This window comes from Methylobacterium sp. NPDC097929, from assembly GCF_049543375.1.
GTDB lineage: Bacteria > Pseudomonadota > Alphaproteobacteria > Rhizobiales > Beijerinckiaceae > Methylobacterium.
In genome coordinates this window covers 384,497-404,776 of the sequence record NZ_JBMVEP010000001.1, presented here as the reverse complement: position 1 = coordinate 404,776, position 20,280 = coordinate 384,497, and the positions used below count along the sequence as shown (strand labels likewise).

At 69.3% G+C, this 20,280-nt stretch carries 13 protein-coding genes; 5 read left to right on the top strand and 8 right to left on the bottom strand.

The genetic code is table 11. The features are described 5' to 3' along the window. Positions 1 to 55: 55 nt before the first annotated feature. Positions 56 to 757, top strand: a complete 702-nt coding sequence (locus ACPCJR_RS01840) for a spermidine synthase (RefSeq protein ID WP_391510960.1) — start codon at positions 56 to 58, stop codon at positions 755 to 757. 369 nt (positions 758 to 1,126) lie between these two features. Continuing rightward, complete coding sequence (locus ACPCJR_RS01835) at positions 1,127 to 2,083, top strand: Hint domain-containing protein (RefSeq protein ID WP_391510961.1); 957 nt, start codon at positions 1,127 to 1,129, stop codon at positions 2,081 to 2,083. A gap of 162 nt (positions 2,084 to 2,245) precedes the next feature. Here the strand turns inward: ACPCJR_RS01835 and ACPCJR_RS01830 are convergent, their stop codons facing one another. From ACPCJR_RS01830 to ACPCJR_RS01820, 3 genes are all read right to left on the bottom strand, one after another. Further along, positions 2,246 to 2,755: a ferritin-like domain-containing protein gene (locus ACPCJR_RS01830; protein WP_391510962.1), complete on the bottom strand. Its 510-nt coding sequence runs from the start codon at positions 2,753 to 2,755 to the stop codon at positions 2,246 to 2,248. Between the two features lie 76 nt (positions 2,756 to 2,831). Then, positions 2,832 to 3,689 carry a manganese catalase family protein gene (locus tag ACPCJR_RS01825; protein ID WP_391510963.1) on the bottom strand — a complete coding sequence of 286 codons (858 nt, stop codon included), beginning with the start codon at positions 3,687 to 3,689 and terminating at the stop codon, positions 2,832 to 2,834. A gap of 292 nt (positions 3,690 to 3,981) precedes the next feature. Then, positions 3,982 to 6,828 (bottom strand): EAL domain-containing protein, encoded by a 2,847-nt coding sequence (locus ACPCJR_RS01820; protein WP_391510964.1) that lies wholly within the window; start codon positions 6,826 to 6,828, stop codon positions 3,982 to 3,984. Positions 6,829 to 7,008: 180 nt separating this feature from the next. Here ACPCJR_RS01820 and ACPCJR_RS01815 point away from each other — a divergent pair, with 180 nt between their 5' ends. Together ACPCJR_RS01815 and ACPCJR_RS01810 are read left to right on the top strand one after the other, a co-directional pair. Further along, positions 7,009 to 7,377, top strand: a complete 369-nt coding sequence (locus tag ACPCJR_RS01815) for a hypothetical protein (protein WP_391510965.1) — start codon at positions 7,009 to 7,011, stop codon at positions 7,375 to 7,377. Positions 7,378 to 7,446: 69 nt separating this feature from the next. Continuing rightward, positions 7,447 to 8,505 carry a cytochrome-c peroxidase gene (locus tag ACPCJR_RS01810; RefSeq protein ID WP_391510966.1) on the top strand — a complete coding sequence of 353 codons (1,059 nt, stop codon included), beginning with the start codon at positions 7,447 to 7,449 and terminating at the stop codon, positions 8,503 to 8,505. Positions 8,506 to 8,524: 19 nt separating this feature from the next. On the opposite strand, the gene ACPCJR_RS01805 is transcribed toward ACPCJR_RS01810, so the two are convergent. Both ACPCJR_RS01805 and ACPCJR_RS01800 read right to left on the bottom strand, forming a co-directional pair. Next, complete coding sequence (locus tag ACPCJR_RS01805) at positions 8,525 to 10,054, bottom strand: carbohydrate porin (protein ID WP_391510967.1); 1,530 nt, start codon at positions 10,052 to 10,054, stop codon at positions 8,525 to 8,527. 226 nt (positions 10,055 to 10,280) lie between these two features. Then, positions 10,281 to 12,104 (bottom strand): sigma 54-interacting transcriptional regulator, encoded by a 1,824-nt coding sequence (locus tag ACPCJR_RS01800; protein ID WP_391511219.1) that lies wholly within the window; start codon positions 12,102 to 12,104, stop codon positions 10,281 to 10,283. 358 nt (positions 12,105 to 12,462) lie between these two features. Here ACPCJR_RS01800 and cynS point away from each other — a divergent pair, with 358 nt between their 5' ends. Next, positions 12,463 to 12,951, top strand: a complete 489-nt coding sequence (gene cynS, locus ACPCJR_RS01795; RefSeq protein WP_391510968.1) for a cyanase — start codon at positions 12,463 to 12,465, stop codon at positions 12,949 to 12,951. 192 nt (positions 12,952 to 13,143) lie between these two features. On the opposite strand, the gene ACPCJR_RS01790 is transcribed toward cynS, so the two are convergent. From ACPCJR_RS01790 to ACPCJR_RS01780, 3 genes are all read right to left on the bottom strand, one after another. Beyond that, positions 13,144 to 13,719 (bottom strand): hypothetical protein, encoded by a 576-nt coding sequence (locus ACPCJR_RS01790; RefSeq protein WP_391510969.1) that lies wholly within the window; start codon positions 13,717 to 13,719, stop codon positions 13,144 to 13,146. Between the two features lie 102 nt (positions 13,720 to 13,821). Next, positions 13,822 to 18,201 (bottom strand): translocation/assembly module TamB domain-containing protein, encoded by a 4,380-nt coding sequence (locus ACPCJR_RS01785; protein WP_391510970.1) that lies wholly within the window; start codon positions 18,199 to 18,201, stop codon positions 13,822 to 13,824. Next, positions 18,202 to 20,187 carry an autotransporter assembly complex protein TamA gene (locus ACPCJR_RS01780; RefSeq protein WP_391510971.1) on the bottom strand — a complete coding sequence of 662 codons (1,986 nt, stop codon included), beginning with the start codon at positions 20,185 to 20,187 and terminating at the stop codon, positions 18,202 to 18,204. Positions 20,188 to 20,280 lie beyond the last annotated feature (93 nt).

Genomic DNA, 20,280 nt, shown 5'->3' with positions numbered 1-20,280 from the left:
AACGGCGGCCGAGGCGGGCAGGGTTGCGCCCGGCGCTCGGTTCGGAAAGGCGGCGATGAACGACTGGGTCCATCTCGACACCGGCCTCGTGCCCAGTGGCGGCAAAAGCCTCGCTCTGATGCAGCGCGGCCAGGAATTCTCGATCGTCGTGGGCACCATCGAGCTGATGAACAGCACCCGCGGCACCTCGGAAGAGGCGCTGGCCTCGCTGACCTGCGCCCGCCTCGCCGGCCGGCCGGCCCCCCGGGTGCTGATCGGCGGCCTCGGAATGGGCTTCACGCTCCGGGCGGCGCTGCGGGGGCTCGGGCCCGACGCGCGGATCGTCGTGGCGGAACTCGTCCCCTCGGTGACGGCCTGGGCGCGGGGGCCGCTCGCGCCCGTCTTCGGCGGTTGCCTGGAGGATCGGCGCGTGGAGCTGCGGGAGGCCGACGTCAACCGCCTGATCCAGTCCCAAGCCGGTGGCTGGGACGCCATTCTGCTCGACGTGGACAATGGGCCCGAGGGTTTGATGCGCCGCGGCAACGACCGGCTCTACGACGAATGGGGTCTGAAGCGGGCCGAATGGGCGCTCAAGCCCGGCGGCACGCTCGCGGTCTGGTCGGGCACGCCGGATCGAAAGTTCAAGGCGCGGCTGCAGCGGCGCGGCTTCGCGGTCGAAGAGATCCGCATGCCGGCCAACGGATCGAGCGGCCCGCGGCACGTGATCTGGCTGGCGACCCGACCGGAGGCGCCAGCTTCGGCATTCGCTCCGATCTGACCGGAGCCGGGAGGCGCGGCAACTCGATTGCCGAAGCGCCCTCTCCTCGCAGCCCGTTAAGACGATTGCGCCATGACATGTGTCGCGCCCATCGATCAAAGTTGGGATTGTGCGCGATGAGCACTTTCGTGGATGTTGTCATTGCGCCACAATAAAGACGCGCTGTGCATCCGCGATGGAAAATATCTTCGCGTTTCGCGGCGAGTGTTTCGGAAAGAACCTTTCGTTTTCCGCCTATGGCTCAAGCGCATTAATTCGCCGATCAAAGTCTCGCACAACACTGAATGCGGGGCAGACATGGCTGAGACCTTTGCAACAACGTTCGGCGCTGGACAGTCTTCGACGGGCGCTCTGACGACCCTGCCGCTCGTGGGGACGTCCTACATCGGGACGGGTCTTCTGAGCGGTGCGGAAACGATTACGATCACCGGCGCAATCAACCAGCCCGGCAGCACCGTGAGCGTGGACGCCAATGCTCTCGGTCTCGTCGGCGTCGGCCTGACCGGAACCTACACTGGATTCTCTCTGCCGCAGGGTGCGACGGAGCCGGTCTATTACTTCAACGTCACCGGCGGAAACCTCGTGACGCCCGTGGCGATCGCGGTGTCGAACGGCTCGGTTCCTGCGCTGAACCTCGCGTCCTCGGTCAATGCGAGCGCCATAACGGCGCCCGACAGCCCGACCATCGTCTGCTTCGCGACCGGCACTCAGATTCGCACGACCCGCGGGGACGTGGCGGTCGAGGATCTGCGGGTCGGTGACCGCGCCGTCACGGCATCCGGCGCCCTGCGCCCCATCACCTGGATCGGACACCGTGAGATGGCGGCCAAGAGCGGCTCGCTCTCGTTCAATCAGCAGCCGGTCCGTGTTCGCGCCGGTGCCTTCGGCCACGACCTGCCGGCCCGCGACCTCTTCCTCTCGCCGGGTCACCCGGTACTGGTCGGAGCCGATGCCGACAACGAGGGCGGCGCGCTGGTGCCCGTGATGTGCCTCATCAACGGCACCACGATCACCCGCGAGCCGGTCGCCAGCGTCACCTACTGGCACATCGAACTCGACGCCCACGATATCTTGCTCGCCGAAGGCCTTCCGGCGGAGAGCTACATCGACGGCGGCGACCGGACCTTCTTCTCGGAAGCCTCCGACCACGCCCTGCACAACCCGGACTTCGTCGCGCCGGGCTGGGACGGCCGCTGCCGCCCGGTGGCGGTGGACGGTCCGCTCGTCGAGGCTGAGCGCCTGCGGCTGGACGCGGTGTTCGCCGGTACGCTCGCCGCACCCTGCGCCTGGGACGCGGCCGAGCGCGGCGATTGGATGGCCGCCTGAGGCATTAAGACCATCGGTGCCGGTTCCCTCGCGGAATCGGCACCGATCTCCATCGACCGAGCATCGGTCCGGTTCTTCCGGGCCGATGCTCGGTTTCGTCGTGGTCGGCACGCGGGCGAAGGCTTTCACCGCGACATCATCGGCGCGGTGACGTTGCGGGAATCAGCGGTCCGCCTTCTCGCCCGCGACCGTCAGTTCGACGTAGCGCTTCGTCGTCGGACCGATCAGATCGCGCACGCGGCGCGCCATCGCCTCCTCCTCCTGAAGCGATTGCCGGAAGCCGCTGAGGCTTCCGCCCTGCCCCGCCGCCTCGCCGATGGTCAGCAGCGACTCGTAGGCGGCGATCTCGAAATTCTCGAAGGCGTGGTTGGCGTAGGTGTTCTTCAAGATTTCGTCCTGCGCCGGCGTATGGCCCAGAGCCATCATGTTGCCGACGAAGCCGAGAATGCCCTCCTTGATCGTCGAGGGGCCGCTGCCGAGGGATTGCAGGGCCTCTTCGAGGCGGGTCCTCTGGCCATGCGTTTCCTCGATGTGGCGGCGCAGGGCCTCCTCCATCTCCGGGTAGCGGGTGAGCCGCTCCACTTGGCGCTCCATGATCTGAAGCGCCTGCATTTCGAGCGCGTGGGTGTTTTTGAGAGCGGTGACGTAGATTTCGCGAGTGTCGATCGCCACGGTCGGTCCCTCCAGTCCTGATGATAGGGAATGCGCGAAAAAAGCCCGCCCGGCCGCCGGGCGGGCGAACGTTCGGTCAGCCCATCTGCTGCGTTTCGGCGCCGCTATCGGGCCGTGCCGGGCCGAGTACCGGCTCCTGGCCCATGGGCTCGTTCTGGAAGACGGTGAAGTTGCCCTTCCCATCGAGGGAAGGACCGGCGGTCCAACGGCCCTCGGGAGGCGGGACGCCGTCGCGGTTGGTGGCGAAGAAGCTGTAGTTGAACTTCTGGTTCTCTTCCGATTGCGGGAAGCTGTTGGGGATCGGCAGTGCGCCCTCCATGCCGCCGAGCTCTTCGATCACCGCGAGCCACTGCTGCTGATGCATGGTGTCGCGCGCGATCAAAAAGCTCCACATGTCCTTCATGCCGGGATCGTTCGTGGCGTTCGACAGACGCACCGCGAGAGTACGGCCGGTCGCCTCGGCGGCGACGTTGCAGTACATGTCCGCCGCGATGTTTCCGCTGGCGTAGATGTGGTTCATGTCGAACGGGACGCCATCCGAATTGCCGGGGAAGGCGGCCATGCCTGAGGAGAGAAGGTGCTTGTGCAGCATGCCCTCGGCGATGTGGCGCGGGTTCTCGCCGCCCATGACGGCGCCGACGATGGCATCGGCCGCGCCCGCTTCCTGAACCTTGGTCGGAGCATTCTCGAGGTTCATCGCCACGGCGGTGGCGAGCATCTCGATATGGCCGATCTCCTCGGTCGCGGTGTGGAGGAGCATGTCGCGAAACTTGGTGTTGGGCGCGCGGTTGCCCCAGGCCTGGAAGAAGTACTGCATACAGACGCGGATCTCGCCCTCGACGCCGCCGATGGCCTGCTGCAGCATCCGGGCATAGATCGGATCGGGGCTCTCGACCTTCACCGGGTATTGGAGCCGCTTGTCGTGATAGTACATGTATTGGTTCCTCGGCTGAGCGAGGCACAAGCCTGCCTGCAGCGCGCGGCCAAGTTCGGGGGCCGGCCTGTGTCCTCGCTGGAGATGCCTTGGAAATCAGCCGGGCAGAGGTTTGTTCAGCAAAAACTTCTACGGTTTTGAAGCATATCATATGTTATGCCAGTATAGCACATGGCATAACTTCGAGACGTATCGATTAGACCTTGCGATGCGAGTCCCGTCGCGCTGCCGCCTCACGGGGCGCTTCGGCCCGCTTCTTCGATGATCTGGCGATGCGGCGAAGGTTCGGCCCTCAGGCGGCGTTGCGCCCGAGGGTGGACACGAGTTCGCGGATTCGGGCGGAGGGTACGGGGCGGCTGAACAGGTAGCCCTGGCCCTGGTCGCATCCCTCCATGCGCAGCTGTTCGAGCTGGGCTTCCGTCTCGATTCCCTCCGCCGTCGTGGTGATACCGAGGCTGCGGCCGAGGCCGACCACCGAGCGCACGATCAGGCGCGCATTGCCCGTCACGTCGAGGTTGCGCACGAAGGACTGGTCGATCTTGATCTTGTCGAAGGGGAAGCTCTGCAGATAGCTCAGGCTCGAGAAGCCGGTGCCGAAATCGTCCATGGCGACCCGGACGCCGAGGCGCTTCAGGGTGTGAAGCGTCGCCAGCGTGCCGACATTGTCGGTGAGCAGCACGGATTCCGTGATCTCGAGTTCGAGCCGCTGCGCCGGCAATCCGCTCGCGGTCAGGGCGTCCATGGTCGAGCGGACGACGGCGGCGTTCTTGAACTGCGCGGCCGAAACGTTGACCGCGACACCGATGTCGCTCGGCCAGGTCGCGGCCTCGGCGCAGGCCTTGCGCATCACCCAGTCGCCAATCTCGCCGATGGCGCCGGTCTCCTCGGCGAGTGGAATGAACTCGGCCGGGGAGACGTAGCCGCGGGTCGGATGGCGCCAGCGCAGCAGCGCCTCGCAGCAGGCGATCCGCTGACGGTCGAGCTTGACGATCGGCTGGAAGACGAGCTCGAACTCGCCGTTGGCCACCGCCACCTTGAGGTCGCTTTCCAGGGCGCGGCGGTTGCGCAACTCGAGGTCCATCTCCTCGTCGAAGAACGACCAGCCGCCGCGCCCCGCCGCCTTGGCGCGGTAGAGGGCGAGGTCCGCGCTCTTGAGAAGCTTCTCGGGGGTGGTCCCGTGCTCCGGGGCGAGCGAGATGCCGATGCTGAGCCCGACGGTCACCGACTGCCCGTCGAGCAGGAAGGGTGCCTCGAAGGCGGCGATCAGGCGCTTGGCCAGGGCGATCGCGTCGTCGCGCACTTGCGAGCCGGATTGGACGATGGCGAACTCGTCGCCGCCGAGGCGCGCGACGAGGTCGGTCTCGCGCAGGCAGCCGTGCAGCCGCTCCGCCGCGCCGCGCAGGAGACAGTCGCCGACGGGGTGCCCGAGGGTGTCGTTGACCTCCTTGAAACGGTCGAGGTCGAGGCAGAGCGTGGCGAAGCCGATGCCCTCGGCCAGGCGCGCGGAGGCCTCCTCCAGGCGCTCGCCGAAGACCATGCGGTTGGCCAGTCCCGTCAGCGCGTCGCGGCGCGCCATGGTGATGATGCGCTCCTCGGCCTCGTAGCGCTGCGTCACGTCCTCGTAGGTGGCGATCCAGCCGCCTTCGGCCGTCGCCTGCTGCTTGAGCGAGACGATGCAATCGGTGCGGATCGGGCAGCAGAGCGACCCGCTCGCCCGCTGCTGCATCAGAGCCTCCTGCTCCAGGAGCAGGTCGACCGCACGGTCGTCATTCGAGGTCGAGGCGACGACGTGGGCGACGTCGCGCAGGGTCATCCCCGGCTGCAGCGCGCTCGCCTCGATGCCGAGCATGTCGCAGAAGCGGCGGTTGTAGACGAGCAGGCCGCCGCGGGAATCGTAGAGGCACAGGCCCTGGAGCATGTTGCTCAGCGCCGCATCGAGCTGCGAGTTGCTACGCTTGAGCTGGTCCTCCTGCTCCTTGAGCAGGGTGACGTCGCTGCACACGGCGACGAAGCCGCCGTCCCGGGTCGGGCTCCGGCTGATGCGCAGCCAGCGCCCGTCGGCGGCCCGGGTCTCGGCGGTCGCGGTGCCGGTGCCGGGCATGGCCAGCAGCGCATCGGCGGTGGCCGAGCCGCGCGCCTCCGCGAGCGAGTGCTGACCCGTCTGCGCGGGATCGAGGCCGAGCAGCGCTGCCGCCCTGGCATTGGCCAGCACGATCCGTCCCGCCGGGTCGGCGACCACGATGCCCTCGATGGAGGCCTGGACCGCGTCGGCGAGCAGGGCCTGCGCCGAGCGGCGCTGCGCGACCTCCTCCTGCATCATCGCCGCGATGTTGCCGCGCATCACCGCCATCGCGCGCAGGAGCGCGCCGAACTCGTCGTCCCCGCCCTCGGGCACCTTCACGGTCAGCTCGCCCGCCGCGATGCGGCTCGCCACCGTCGAGGCATCGGCGACCGGGCGCACGATCTGCCGTGACAGAAGCAGGGCCACGACGCCCGACAGCACGATCGCCACCAGGGTCGCGATGACGCTCAACCGCACGTCGCGGGCCACGATCGCCCGGGCGGCCTGCCGATAGGAGAAGCCGTCGCCGGCGGTGAAATTGATGAACAGGTCGAGATGCTGCTCGGCCGCGGTCGCGTGGGCGTCGAGCGCCTGCCAGACATCGACGGTCTGCCGGTCGGGGCCGAATTCCCGCCGCGCCGCGAGCCACTGGGCCACCGCGTCCTTGGCGGCGGCGGCCTCCTTGGCGGCCCGCTCCGATTGCGCCCTCTCGGCCGCGACCTCGATATCCTCTTCGAAGGATTGCGTCAGAGCCTCGATCCGCGCTTCGAGGGCGCGCCGCTCGTCCGCATCGCCGGCCAAGCGCGCCCGCGCCACCGCGGCCTGCAGGGCGGCGAGATCGGCCGCCGCGGCGCGTGCGTAATTGATGGACATCAGCGAGCGGTCGTAGGTCTTATCGACCAGGGCGCCCGTGGTCATGATGCCGAGCGCCGCGTATCCGCCGAGGAGCGTCGTGATGGCGCTCAGCATCAGGAAGGCGAGAAAGATTCGGCCGCGAATGGTGCGACCGCCGCGCAAGACGGCATCGATGGCTGTGCGCCACCGGAGCATTCCTGTCTTGAGGCGGGACAATGTCATCGACGCGCGTTTCCCTTCGCAGGGCGAGTGTCGCACGCAATCGTTAAGGTAATACCCATCCATCACGCTGCGTGAAAAGTTTGAGCGGATCATCCCTGCGTTGTTAAGCCGAACGCAACCTCAACAGTGCTTTCCTCCACGTCGAGCGCGGGGGCGCCCTTACGGGGAGCGGAAACGGACATGTGCCAAGCGAGACGAACGGCCGGCATCGCATCGCCCCGGGCGGGCACCGCTCTGTTTCTCGCGGCCCTGGCCTGTTCGGGAACGGCACTTGCCCTGACAGGCGACGCCGCCCCGAGCCGGATCACCCAGAAGGGACGGGCTTTCGCCCCCGGCAGCATCGCGATGATCTCCGGGCAGGCGATCGAGATCGTCAACGACGATGGCGAACTCGTTCACCACGCCTATCTCGAGAGCCCGGATTTCAGCTTCGACACCGGTGAGCAGGCGCCCGGCAGCAAGACGATCGTGGTCTTCCCGCGTTCGGGAAGGTTCACCGTCATGTGCGGCATCCATCCCAAGATGAAGTTGCACGTCTGGGTGAAATAACAGCGTTCGGATCCAACTTAACGAACGCTTAAGCTCAAGCCTGCAAACTCGCCGCTGAACGAGGTTGGAATGGCTCGGATATTCGTGGGGGCGGCGGCAGCCCTCGTGACGATTATGGTCGGAGGGTGGGCCGTCGCGACAACCGGCGAACCCGATCGCACGGCTCACCTCGCCGAGTACCGGCGCCCGAACGCGATTCCGTTTCCCGAGGACAATCCCTACGCGGCGCAAAAGGCCGAACTCGGCCGTGCCCTGTTCTTCGAACCGGTCCTCTCCCGCGACGGCGACCGCACCTGCGCGACCTGTCATGTCCCCGGCCAGGATTGGACCGATTCGACGCCGCTGGCCCCGCGCAACGACGGCGGCTTCATGGATGTGCGCACGCCGACGCTGCTGAACATCGCCTGGATCGAGGACATCCTCGGCTGGGACGGCAAGTTTCGCGGCCTCGAAGCCGTCGCCCGCACCCCGCTGACGGCGCCGGGCAACATGAATATGCCGCCCGAGGAGATGGTGCGCCGCCTCTCGGCCGATCCGGCCTATGTCGAGGCCTTCGCCGGGGCGTTTCCGGAGCCCGTCCCGGACGGCAACCCGATCACGCAGGAGCGCATCGAGCAGGCGCTCGCCACGTTCCAGCGCCTGATCGTTTCCGGCGAGGCGCCGTTCGACCGCTGGGTCGAGGGCGATGCGCGCGCGGTGAGCGGCGCGGCCCGGCGCGGATTCGACCTGTTCCATGGCAAGGCCAACTGCGCCGCCTGCCATTCCGGCTGGAACTTCACCGACGGCTCCTTCCACGACATCGGCGTCGCCAAGGACGGCAATATCGGCCGCGGCCGCTTCTTCCCGGGTTCGACGGCCCTGCGCTACGCCTTCAAGACGCCGACCCTGCGCAACGTCGCCCGGCGCCCGCCCTACATGCACGACGGATCGCTCGCCACGCTCGCCGAGGTGATCGACCTCTACGACCGCGGCGGCATCGACCGCCCGAGCCGATCCCGCGACATCCGTCCGCTGCACCTTTCCGAGCGGGAGAAGGCGGATCTGATCGCCTTCATGGAAACGCTGAGCGATGCCGGCGCCGCCGAGGCCGCCACCCAGCCGATCACCGCGACGCCTCCGCGGCCCTGAGGGACGGAGCGCCCGGCGGTCAGTAGTTGATGGTCGCCCGGAGCCCGAGCACCGTGGCGTTGCGAAGGCGCCGTCCGCTGCCGTCCGACAGGCCGCCGCCGGGCCGCATCACGTACTGGACGTCCGGCTGGAGGGTGAAACCGGACACGATCTCCGCCTGATAGGTCGCCTCGATCACGGTCTCGCTGCTGCGCAGGCGGCTCGGGCTCGTTCCGAACCGGAGGCTGTCGCGATCGAAGGCGCGCGCCTCCGGGCTGATGCGCGAGTGGATCACGCCGAGGCCGAGCGTGTCGTTGGGGCGGCCCGGGATCAGCCCCCGGTAGGCGAGGCCGGCATCCGCGTAGAGGTCGATCAGGTTGCGGTCGCCCGGCACAGCGGAGACGCGCAGGAAGGCCGAGGCGCCTTCGTTCTCCGTCTTCGGCTCGCGGTAGATCGTCTGGTCGAGGATCGCGTAGAGGCCGGCATTGCCGCGAAAGCGCCGGGAGATCCCGCTCGCCTCCGGATCGGCGAGGAGGCGCCCCCGCACGCTGTCGAGGCGCGGGCTGTCGAACCGGCCGAAATGGTACCAGCCGCCGAGGGTCGCGGTGCCGGGCAGCCGCTCCGTGCCCGGAAAGCTGGGATAGGCGTAGGCCGCCTCGCCGATCAGCAGGGCCGGGTCGTTGACGCGGAAATTCGTGCCGGTGCGGTTGCGGCGCTCCGGGTCGGTCTCGTCGCCGGGCGGCGGCGTGCCGGCCGGGTCGCCGTTGAACAGGCCGCCCTGGAAAGAGAGCAGCGGGGTCGGCTCGTACTTCACGCGGATGGCGGGGGTCGCCAGCGGATAGATCGGCCCGCCGCTCGGCATCACCACGGCGCCGACATTGGGCCAGCCGAAGCCCGCGTTGACGAACACGACGCCGGTCTGCGCGATGGCGAACTCGGTGTCGGCCGAGACCTGCCCTACCTTGACCGAGAGACGGTCGTTCAGGAAGCGTTGCTCGACCCACAGCTCGAACAGGCGTGTCGACGGCAGGGCCTCGATGCCGCTCACCGTCGTCAGGTTGTCGACGAATCGGCGCGACATGCCATGTCCGTGGATCACGAAGAAGTCGGTGTGGAAGCGTGCGCCGCTCCAGCCGGCGAGCTTGTCGAGATCGATGTCGAGGGAGGTGTCGAGGCGCCCGCCGAAGGTCGTCCCCCGTCGCAGGCCGCCGGAGACGCTGGTCAGGCCCTCACCGATATAGGTGAGGACGTAGGTGATCCCCCGCTCGGCGAGGGCCGCGCGCAGCCCGAACGGGTCGCCGTAGGGGCCGAGCACGTCCTGGATCGAGCCCTCGTTGGTCACGGAGACCTGATCCGAGGTGCGCGACTGCGCGATGGCGGTCTGCGGGTCGCCGCCCGCGCCGGTCAGGGGCAAGGCAAGTGGCAGGGGAAACGACGCCTGCGCCCATGCCGGCACGGCGGTCAACGACAGGAGGCCCGTCAGCGCGAGGGTGAGCGTGGCGCCGAACCGTCCCGTTCGAGGCGGCCGGCTCTGGCTCGGCCCGTGCTTGGGGCAGGGTTCGGGTCTCAACGATCGCTCGGTTGCGGCTCATCGACGGTACGGCGCGCGACAGCCCATCGGCGGGCCCCGCGCGATCGAACTCTCTTCAGCCTACCGAAGCAGGAGCGGATGACAGCTCTGCGAAGAGAACGGCTCATCTCGCAAGAAACGTCCGTCGCGGCAGGGTTTCATGCGGGCAAAGGTGGCGCAAGCGATTTCCGATCCCCGGCCCTGTCCGCGCCAGCACCCGGCCGGCTCATGGTCGCGCGACGCCGAGCACCTTCATACGCGACATCAGCGTGGTCGGCTTGAGGCCGAGGAGTTCCGCCGCGCCGCCCGCGCCGAATACCTTGCCGCCGCTGATGCGCAGGGCCGCTTCGATCTCGGCCCGGGCGCGCACGCGCCGCCCCTCCTCGCTCAGCGGACGTTGATCGTCCGTCGCCGTCTGAGCTGGAGCGGCCGCCGGCCCGGAGGGGCGCGACTCGGGCAGGTCGAAGCGCAGGCGTCCGCGCTCGGCCAGGATCGCGGCGCGCTCGATCACGTTCTCCAACTCGCGCACGTTGCCCGGCCACTCGTAGCGCGCGAGCCGGCGGGCATCGGCCTCCGTGAGGCGCAGATCCGGCCGGTTCAGGCGCCGTGCCGCACCCTTGAGGAAGTGCCCCGCAATCAGCGGCACATCTTCCCGCCGTTCCCGCAGCGGGACGGAGGTGAGGGGAAAGACGTTGAGGCGGAAGTAGAGATCCTCGCGAAACCGTCCCCTGCGCACCTCCTCCCTGAGGTCGCGGTTCGTCGCGGCGATCAGGCGGACATCCACGCTGCGGGTGCGCGCCTCACCGACCCGTTCGAACTGGCGCTCCTGAAGCACCCGCAGCAGCTTGCCCTGGAGATCGAGCGGGATCTCGCCGACCTCGTCGAGGAACAGCGTGCCGCCCTCGGCCAGTTCGAAGCGCCCGACCCGGTCGCGCAGGGCGCCGGTGAAGGCACCCCGGGCATGGCCGAAGAACTCGCTCTCGAACAGCTCCCGCGGGATCGCGGCGCAGTTGACGCGGATGAGCGGCCGGTCGCGGCGCCGGCTCGCCTCGTGGATCGCGCGGGCGATCAGCTCCTTGCCGGTGCCGGATTCACCGGTGACGAGCACGGTCGCGTCGGTGCCGGCCACCACGTCGATCTGGCGGAGAACCGCCTCGATCGCCGGGCTGCGGCCGATGATGCCCTGGTGGTGGCTCTCGGCCCGGATCTCCTCCTTGAGGTAGGCATTCTCCTGCTCCAGGCGCTCGCGCAGGGAATCGACCTCGGCCAAGGCCGCCTTCAGCCGCGCCTCCGCCTCGCGGCGCTGGCTGACGTCGCGGAACACGATCACGGCGCCCAGCAGCCGGCCCCGGTCGCGGATCGGCGTCGAGGTGTACTCGACGGGAAAACAGGTGCCGTCCCTGCGCCAGAAGACCTCGTCCTCGACCTGATGCACGGCACCGTCGCGGAAGGCGGCATAGATCGGGCAGTCGCGGTGGGGATAAGGGCCGCCATCGGCGTGAGTATGGTGGACGGCGGCGTGCATGTCCTTTCCGACGAGGTCGGCGGAAGCCCAGCCCAGCATGCGCTCGGCGGCCGGATTGACGAAGGTGGTCAGGCCGTCGGCGTTGACGCCGTAGATCCCCTCCCCCGCCGCCCGCAGGATCAGCCGGTTCTCGCGCTCGATGTCGCGGAAGATGCGCTCCATGCGCTGCCATTCCGGAAGTCCGGCACGCATGTGCTCGTCCGCCTCCCGGTCGATCCGGCGGCGCTCGCGCTCGTCGAGGTCGAACAGCGTGACGAGGATTGTCGCCGTCTCCCCAGAGAGCGCGCTTCCCACGACTTCGAGCCGCAACGCCTTCTCAGCCCCGTGGCGGGGCTTGAGATCGTGCGTCCACCACTGCCCCTTGGCGAGCACGCCTTGGGTGAACACAACGAGCGCCGCCCGCTGCTTCGGGAACAGCGCGCTCGCCGGCGCCGCGCGTAGATCGGCGCGGGTCAGACCGAGCAATCTCTCTGTGGCAGCATTCGCGTCGGCGATCCGGTCGGCCAGAGATTCGATCACCAGCATGGGATCACGGTTGTGGTCGAAGGCCTGACCATAGGCCGAGGACGACGGAGGCTCGAATTCAGGGCCGTGCACGACGATATTCCGTATCTCAGCGACGAAATTTCGTCATACACGAAATTTCGTGGTTCCATACTCTCAGCGAAACCGACTGACTTGATTAGGGAATTTCTTTTGGGCGGTTCTGGCATAGCGATTGCCAACACCCGTCAAGACGATGCGGCGGCGGCGAGCCTCGCCCCGCACATCGAAACGGTTCCGTCTCCGGCCTCTCGAGGGGCCGGGAACGGAGCGGCCGTCCGGGCGCCGAGCCCCCAAGGCGTCCGGACGGCTCCACCCTTCCGCCAGCGGGAAGACGAACATGAAGCGCGAAGACCTCACCGAGAAGCTCCTCGACATCAAGCGCGAGAAGGGCTGGACCTGGAAATACATCCAGGACGAAATCGGCGGCATCTCGCCGATCCTGATCACCGCCGCCTGCATGGGGCAGATGAAGCTTCCCAAGGCGCAGGCGAAGAAGGCCGCCGACCTGTTCGGCCTGTCCGAGGCCGAGGAGCGGATGCTGAACGAGGCGCCCTATCGCGGCTCGATCCCGCAAATGCCGCCGACCGATCCGCTGATCTACCGCTTCTACGAACTGGTGATGGTCTACGGCACGACCTGGAAGGAGCTGATCCAAGAAGAGTTCGGCGACGGCATCATGTCGGCGATCGACTTCAACATGACAATGGAGCGCGAGGCCAACAACAAGGGCGACCGCGTGAAGCTCGCCATGTCGGGCAAGTTCCTGCCCTACAAGTACTACGGCAACGAGGACGGCGTGCCGGAATACGGCTTCAAGGAGCCGTAGGAGCGCTGTCCTTCAGTGAGGCCCGGTGCGGTGGCGGCGCCGGGCACGTCGGGGATATGCTGACGAAGATCGAGCGAGCGTTCCAAGGGCAAAGTTTGACCGCTTCGGCCCGACGGGGAACCGCGTGCGGCCCGCTGCACGTCGCTCCTGCAGCCTTGCGCAATCGGACATGTGTTGGACAGCGTGGCCCACTTATCGTGAGGGTGGTCGGGTGCCGTCGCGGATCGCGCGGAAAAGCGGCAGCGCGCCCGGCAGAGCCTGCTTCGTCGTCGCGCACACGACGTCCGTTCGGCCGATGACGCGGTCCATGACGGCCATGTAGATGCGGACGTTTCTGTGGTCCGGCCCGGTGGTCGGGATCGAGACGATCTCGAATCCGGCAAAGTCGGTGCTTGGGATCGGATCGACGGTCTCCGTCTCCAGACCCTGTGTGGCCAGAATCGTCCTGGCCTGGGCGGCCCTCTCTCGAATGCCCTCCCGACTGTTCAGCTCCGATTGCGAGGAAATGCTCCCCTCCGGATTGCGTCTGAACCCGGCGGCACAGAGCGCCTTGCTGCGACCTGCAACCGGTGGTTGCCCGGTGAGGCTGACGATGTCGACCAGGATCTCATGGTTGGCATCCTTGCGCGGAGATCCGACGGCGAAACCGTCCGGCACGGACACAGAGAAGCCCGTTCTCGGGTCTATGAAGTTGTCACCGGCCGCCGGGAGGCTGACGATTGCCAAGGCGATAGACAAACTGACAGCCCGGGTGCGTGTCTGCCTCATGCCTGACCCCCTCGACAACCGGAATTCCGGCAGGTGGTTCTATGCGAACCGCTACGCTGGCGCCTGCGACGCCCGCTTTTCGATGGATGCCCGAAAGCGCGCCTACCACTCCCACTCGGCACCGACGCCGACCGCGGTGCGGCCGTCGCTGCCGGCCTCGCCGTTGAGCTTGATCCGGCGGGTCACGTCGTAATTGATCGTCGCGGCGGTGTCGGCGGGCTTGGCGCCGGCCTTCACGCCGACGCTGATGCGGTCGTTGATGTAGCGCGAGGCGCCGACGGCCGGTCCGCCGCTTGCTCCCGTCGAGACGTCGAGGCTGTCGAGGCCGAGGCCCTTGCGGGCGGCTTCGAACACGTCCGGCCCGCCTGCCCCGCCGGAGAGCTGCGCCACGGCCTGGGCGAGCTGCAGCGCCTGGAACGGCGAGAGTCCGGCCGCCGCCTTCTTGAACAGGATGCGGGACAGGATTTCGTCCTGCGGCAGGCTCGGGTCGGAGGAGAGCACGAAGACGGGCTGCGCGGCGGGCCCGGTCACCGCCACGCGGGCGGTCACGTCGGCGGCTTTGGTCTCGGCGGCGAAGTCGAGATCGGGTTGGGCGAGATCGCCCGCGAAGAACACCCGGCCGCGGGTGAAGTCGAGGCGCTGACCGCCGAGGCTGAACACGCCGCGGCGCATGGAGAAGTCGCCGTTCGCCCGCGGATCGCGGGAGGAGCCGGTGACGTGCAACGCGCCGCCGAGTTCCGCGTCGATGCCGCGCCCGCGCACGAAGATGCGGCTGGGCGCGCTCACGATTACGTCGAGATTGGCATCGAACGGCGCGGCCGACTTCTTGCGCCGGCCGGCCGCCTCGATCTGGGCCCGGCGTTCGGCCCGCTTGGCGAGGCGCTCGCGCACCTCCGGCGTCACGTTCACGCGGCGGATGCCCGGCAGGGGCTGGACCGTCGCGGGCAGACGGTCGGGCACCGACACGTCGATCGAGACGACATCGACCCGGCCCTTGATCACGGGCGTGCGGGCGAGCGGCCCCGACAGGGCGAGGTCGAGGCTCGACACGGCCGTCATCAGCGGGTTCGAGACGAGTTCGGCCCGGTCGGCGGTGATGCGCAGGGTGCCGGGAAAGCCGGAGGCCGGCTCGACCGCGACGCGCCCGTCCACGGAAAGGCGCCCGCCGTTGCGGGTCGCCGCCGTCAGCCGCTCGATGACAATCGTGTCGCCCCGGCCCGTGACCCGGCCCTGGATGTCGGTGAGGCGGATGCCGTTGAGCGGGTCGGTGAGGCTGCCCCCTGAAAGGATCGCCGTGCCCTGCACCTTCGGTGCCGCGATCGTTCCGGTCACGCCCGCATCGAGCGCCACGCGGCCCGCGACCCGCTGGCCGCCGGTGCTCAGCATGGAATTGGCGAGCGCCGCGTCGAGCGTCCCGCGAGCGCGCACGTTCAGCCCGCCGCCGGCCTCGACCGGGACCGAGCCCGTGATCGTCACCTGCGCGCCGCGCCCGGCCGAGACGCGCCCGTCGATGCGGGCGGAGCCGTCCTCCAGGGTGCCGCTGGCCTGCGCGTCGATGGGCGGCAGGCCGGCCTTGCGGGTCTCGGGTGTGACCAGCCGGGCCACCTTCACCGCGTAACGGCCCTCGGGCCGGCCGGCGGGGCCGCGGATGTCGGCCTCGCCCTCCAGTGTGCCGGCGAGGGACAGGCTCGGGCTGGCGATCCGCGCCAGCGCGAGCGGCAGGGCGCGGACGCCGACCTTCAGGTCGAGTTCCGAGCCGGCGCGTCCCTGCACGCTGATCCGGCCGGAGCCGGCAGCGATCACGAGGCTGTCGATCAGCGCCGAGCCGTCGTCCAGGGTGATCGTCGCGGGGCCGGCGAGTGCGAGGCGGTCACCGCCGCGCTGCGCCGAGAAGCGGGCGATCTCGACCCGCGTGCGCTCGGCCGGGATCAGCCGGGCCGCCCCGTCGAGGGAAAAGCCGCGTGCCTGGGCGGTCAGCGCGATGTCGCTGGCGGTCGCCGTGCCGTTGGCCGTGAGGCGCACGGTGTCGATGGTCTGTCCTGCCGCGACCACCCGGTCGATGCTGGCGCGGCCATCGAGGACGGGATGCGCCCGCAGGTCCCGTCCGGTGAGATCCGCGTCGAGCTTGGCAAGCCCGAACTCGCCGAAGCGCAGGCTCGCCCCGGTGGCGCGGATCGCCGCGTCCTGCCGGCCGCCCTCGCGGGAGAGCGTCACGGTCGCGTCGAGGCGGCCACCCATCGTGGTAAGGGCGAGGGCCGAGAGGTCGTCGAGATCGCCCGCGCGTAGCGTCAGGGCGCCCTCGCCGAGACCCGTCTCGGCGTCGACCCGGGCATGCCCGTCCAGAGCCACCGAGCCCAGGGCGAAGGCGAGCCGGTCGAGAGCGTAGTCGGTCCGGGCCGGCCGGGCGACATGCGCCTCGGCCCGCATCGCATTGCCGGCGATGTCGCCGCTCAGGCGGACCGTCCCGTCGAGGGCGCCGCGCAGATCGTCGAAGGCGGCGTCGAGGCGCAGATCCCGGATCGGACGGCCGTTCGCGGTGGCGTTCGGCGCGCGCAGGGCGGCGGTGACGGCGGGCTTGATCAGCGAGCCGGTAAGCCGCGCGTCGGCGCTGGCGGCTCCGGCCAAGCGCTCGTCGAGGGCCGCGAGGCTCTTCAGGTCGATGCGGGCGGCGACATCCGCGGTCTTGGCGTTCGCCTGGCCCTGGAGGGTCGCGACCAGGCCGGCGCCCTCGAAGCGCAGGCGCTCGAAGCCGTAGCCGTCATAGGTTTGGGAGACGCGGCCGGTCAGGGCCGGAGCACGTCCGACGAGCCGGTCGGCCGCTGGCTCGCCGAGGACGAGACCGCCCCCGCGCAGGTCGAGATCGGCCGACAGCGCCTTGCGGGCCGGGTCGCCGCTCAAGGACGCCCGGGCGTCGAGGCGTCCCGCCAGCGTGCGGCCGGCAACGCCCGAGAAGGCACCGATATCGGCAAGCGCCGCCTCGAGCGTGCCGGTGAGCGTGTTCTGTCCGATCCGGCCGGCATAGGCGGCGCGGGCGGTGTCGGCGTCGAGCGTCAGGGTGGTGACGTCGACGACGCCGTCCGAGCCCGCGGCGGCGCGGAGGGTGAGTTTGGCGCGGCTGCCGACGGCGCGGCGCAGGGCCGGATCGGCGAGGCGCAAGCCCTCCATCGCGGCGTCGGCGCTGATGGCGAAACGCTGGGCCTTCAGGTCGGTCCCGGCCGGCTCGACGCTCAGCGCGGCCTCGATGCGATCGAGCGCGGAATCGCGGCTGCGCAGCCCGGCGGCCTTGAGGGTGCCCTTCACCCGCGGCGCGGTGAGCGGACCCTTGAGGCTGCCGTCGAAGACGAGCGTGTCCAGCTCGGCATCCGCCGCCTTCGTCACGCCGCCCTCGGTCGGCACGGCGCGGGCCTGGATCGTGAAATCCGCCACGCGATCGGCGCTCAGGGTGCCGCCGATTCCGAGACGCGCGGTGCGCGAGGTGAGATCGAGGCGGTAGATGCGGAAGCCGCCCGCGTCGGAGAAGGCCATGCCGCCGTCGAGCTTGGTCTCGCCGGAGAAGATCGCCGCCGCCGGTCCGGGCACGAGGCCCTCGATGCGCGAGGTGAGATCGAGGCTGAGGCGCCGGTCGCTGCCGATGCGGGAGATGCGCGCACCACCCCGGGCGCCGATCTCGGGGCCGGCATCGAAGTCGAGCCGCGCGTTCCAGGAATCGAGCGTGCCGCGCCCGTCGAGATCGAAGTTGATCGGCGGCGTACCGGGCAGGTTCGCCGCCTTCGAGAGCAGGCCGCCCTCCGGCTCCACGAGGCTCGCCTTCACCTCCAGCCGCTCGCCCTTGGGCACGAACAGGAGCCGGGCGATGAAGCGGCCGGCCGCGTCGAGGCGGCGGAAGTCGGTGCTGAGGTCGAGCCCTTCCGAGGGGTTGCCGAGCTTGGCCTTGCCCTCGGCGGCGAGCCGCGCCGGCTGGCCGGCGACGCTCTCGCCGAGCACCAGTTCGGCCAAGGTGAAGCCCTTGATTTCGACCTTCACCGGAAGCTCCGGCAGCAGGCTGCCATCGGGCTCGGCCTCCGCCGGGGCGGGGCCGGGCACGGGCCGGCGCAGCACTTCCAGCCGGCCGATCTCCAGGCTGTCGACTTCGAGCCGGCCGGAAAGCAGGGCGAGGCGGCGCCAAGCGAGCCGCGCGCGGTCGAGCTTGAGCCAGGGGCCGTCGGAATCGCTGATGACGACATCGCGGATCGTCGCGTCCGAGGACAGGGCGCCGTCGACGGCGCCGATCGAGACCTGGGACGAGGGGGTGGAGAGCGCTTTCGAGAGGATGCCGCCGAGCACCGTCTTCTCGCCGTCGGCCGCGCGCGTCATGGCCGTCGGCACGAGGGCGGCGAGGACGATCAGGCCGAGCAGGACGGCACTGGCCCACGCCGTTGCGGGACGGAACGGGCGGGCTTGGAACTGCGCGCGACGCGCAGACATCCTCGCGAGAAATCCCATTCAGAAGGCCTGTCCGAGGCTGATGTACAGGGCGACCGGAAGCTCGCGATTGCCCCTGATCCGGTCGAGCGGGAAGGCGAGGTCGGCACGGATCGGACCGATGCCGGTGTAGTAGCGGACGCCGATGCCCGCCGCCTTGCGGATACGCTCATCGAAATCCGGCAGGGACGAGGCGAAGGCGGTGCCCGCGTCGAAGAAGGGCACGACGCCGATCGTGTCGGTGACCTTGATGCGCGCCTCCACGGAGGCGTCCAGAAGGCTCCGCCCGCCGATCGGCAGGTTGAACGGCCCGCGGGGGCCGAGCGTGCGGAAGGCGTAGCCGCGCACCGAGCCGCCGCCGCCGGCGAAGAAGCGGAAATTGTCGGGGATCTCGTCGAGCCGGGCGCCCGAGACCGAGCCGAAGCCGACCCGCCCGGCCAGGACGTACTTCGCCTCGTCGTCCAGCGCGTAATAGGTCGAGCCCTGAGCCTTGGCGACGAAGATGCCCGGATCCGAGCCGAAGAAGCTGGGATAGGGCGCGGCGGAGGCGATGAAGCGGAAGCCCTCCGTCGGATCGAGCAGGCTGTCGGTGGAATCGTAGGTGACCGAGACCGGAACGCCGATCAGCCGGTAATCGACGGTGCCCAGGGCATCCTTCGAGCGGCCCACCTGTCCGTCGAGGCCGATCTGGGCCGAGAAGGTGTCGGAGAAGCGGTGGCGCAGGGCCACCGACGCACCGGCCGCGTCCACGAGATAGCTCTGCTGCACCTCGCGGGTGACGAAGAGGTTGGCCAGGAGGTCATAGCGGCTGCCGCCGAGCGCCGGCTTGACGAAGGTCGCCGAGAGGCGGCCACCGAGCCCCGTCGTGTCGATGCCCGCGAGCTTTCGCTGGGTCGCGAACGGGTCGTAGCCGAGGCCGAGATAGTAGATGTCGGCATCGAGCCGCAGCGTCTCGCCGCCGCCCCAGAGGTTGCGGTTGGCGTAGTAGGCACGCACGCCGGGGCCATCGACCGTGGAGTAGCGCGCCGAGACGCCGATCAGGTTGCGCTCGCGCTCGCTCACCTCGACGAAGATCGGCAGGTTGCCCTGCGCATCGAGACTTTCTCCTTCCCGCACCCGCACGGCGCCGAGGCCCTCAATGCGGGCCACCGAGCGGCGGATGTCGGCAACGGCCTTGGGCGAGTAGGGATCGCCCGGCTCCGAATAGATGAACGAGCGGATCACCGCCGGGTCGATGCCGTCGGTGGCCTTGACCGCCACCTCCCCCATCGCGGCTTTCGGTCCCGGATCGATGGTGAAGCTCACGTCCATGACGTGGGCGGCATCGTCCACCACGGGATCGCGCGTCACGGCCTTGGCGAAGGGGTGGCCGAGCGCGCGGAAGCGATCGACGATCCTGGCCTCGCGGGCGAGCACCGTCGCCGAGCGGGCGGGCACGTCGTCGCCGGTGCGGGTGAACCGCTCGGGCAGAACCTCTTCCGGGAAGGGACGGCCGCGCGGATCGAGGGCGCGCACCGTGCGCAGGGTGTAGGCGGGGCCGAGATCGATCGCGATCTTCACCGGGACGAGCGTGCGGGCGCGGGCGCCCTCCGCTGCGCGGGCTGCGGCGGCAAGAGAGGCTTCCCCGGCCACGGGCACGCCGTCGACGCGGATCGAGACGGTGCCCTGATAGTAGCCGTAACCCGAGAGCACGTCGGTGAGGCGGCGCAGGTCTGCCTCGGCGCGGCGCACCAGCCCCTCGCCGTCCGGCGGTGCTTCCTGGCGAAGCCGGTAGAGCGTCGAGGTGTCCTGCAGCGCCGTGAGAATATCCGAATCGTCGGTGCCGGTGATGCGCAGGCTGTAGGGCAGAGCCTCGGCACTCGGGGCGGGCGGCTCCTCGTCGCTGCCGAACAGGCCGAACAGGTCGAAGGCCTGGGCGGGCTGCGACAGGGCCGAAAAGGTCAGGACACTCAGGAGGACGCCACCGATGGCCGGCGAACGCAACAGGCAGTTCATCCGGACAAGCATGCGATGGGCGAGGTCCTTGATCCGTCTCCGGGCACTGCCCTCAGAAAAGCATCCAGATGTTAACTACCCGTCGACGCCGCGCAGGGCTACCCC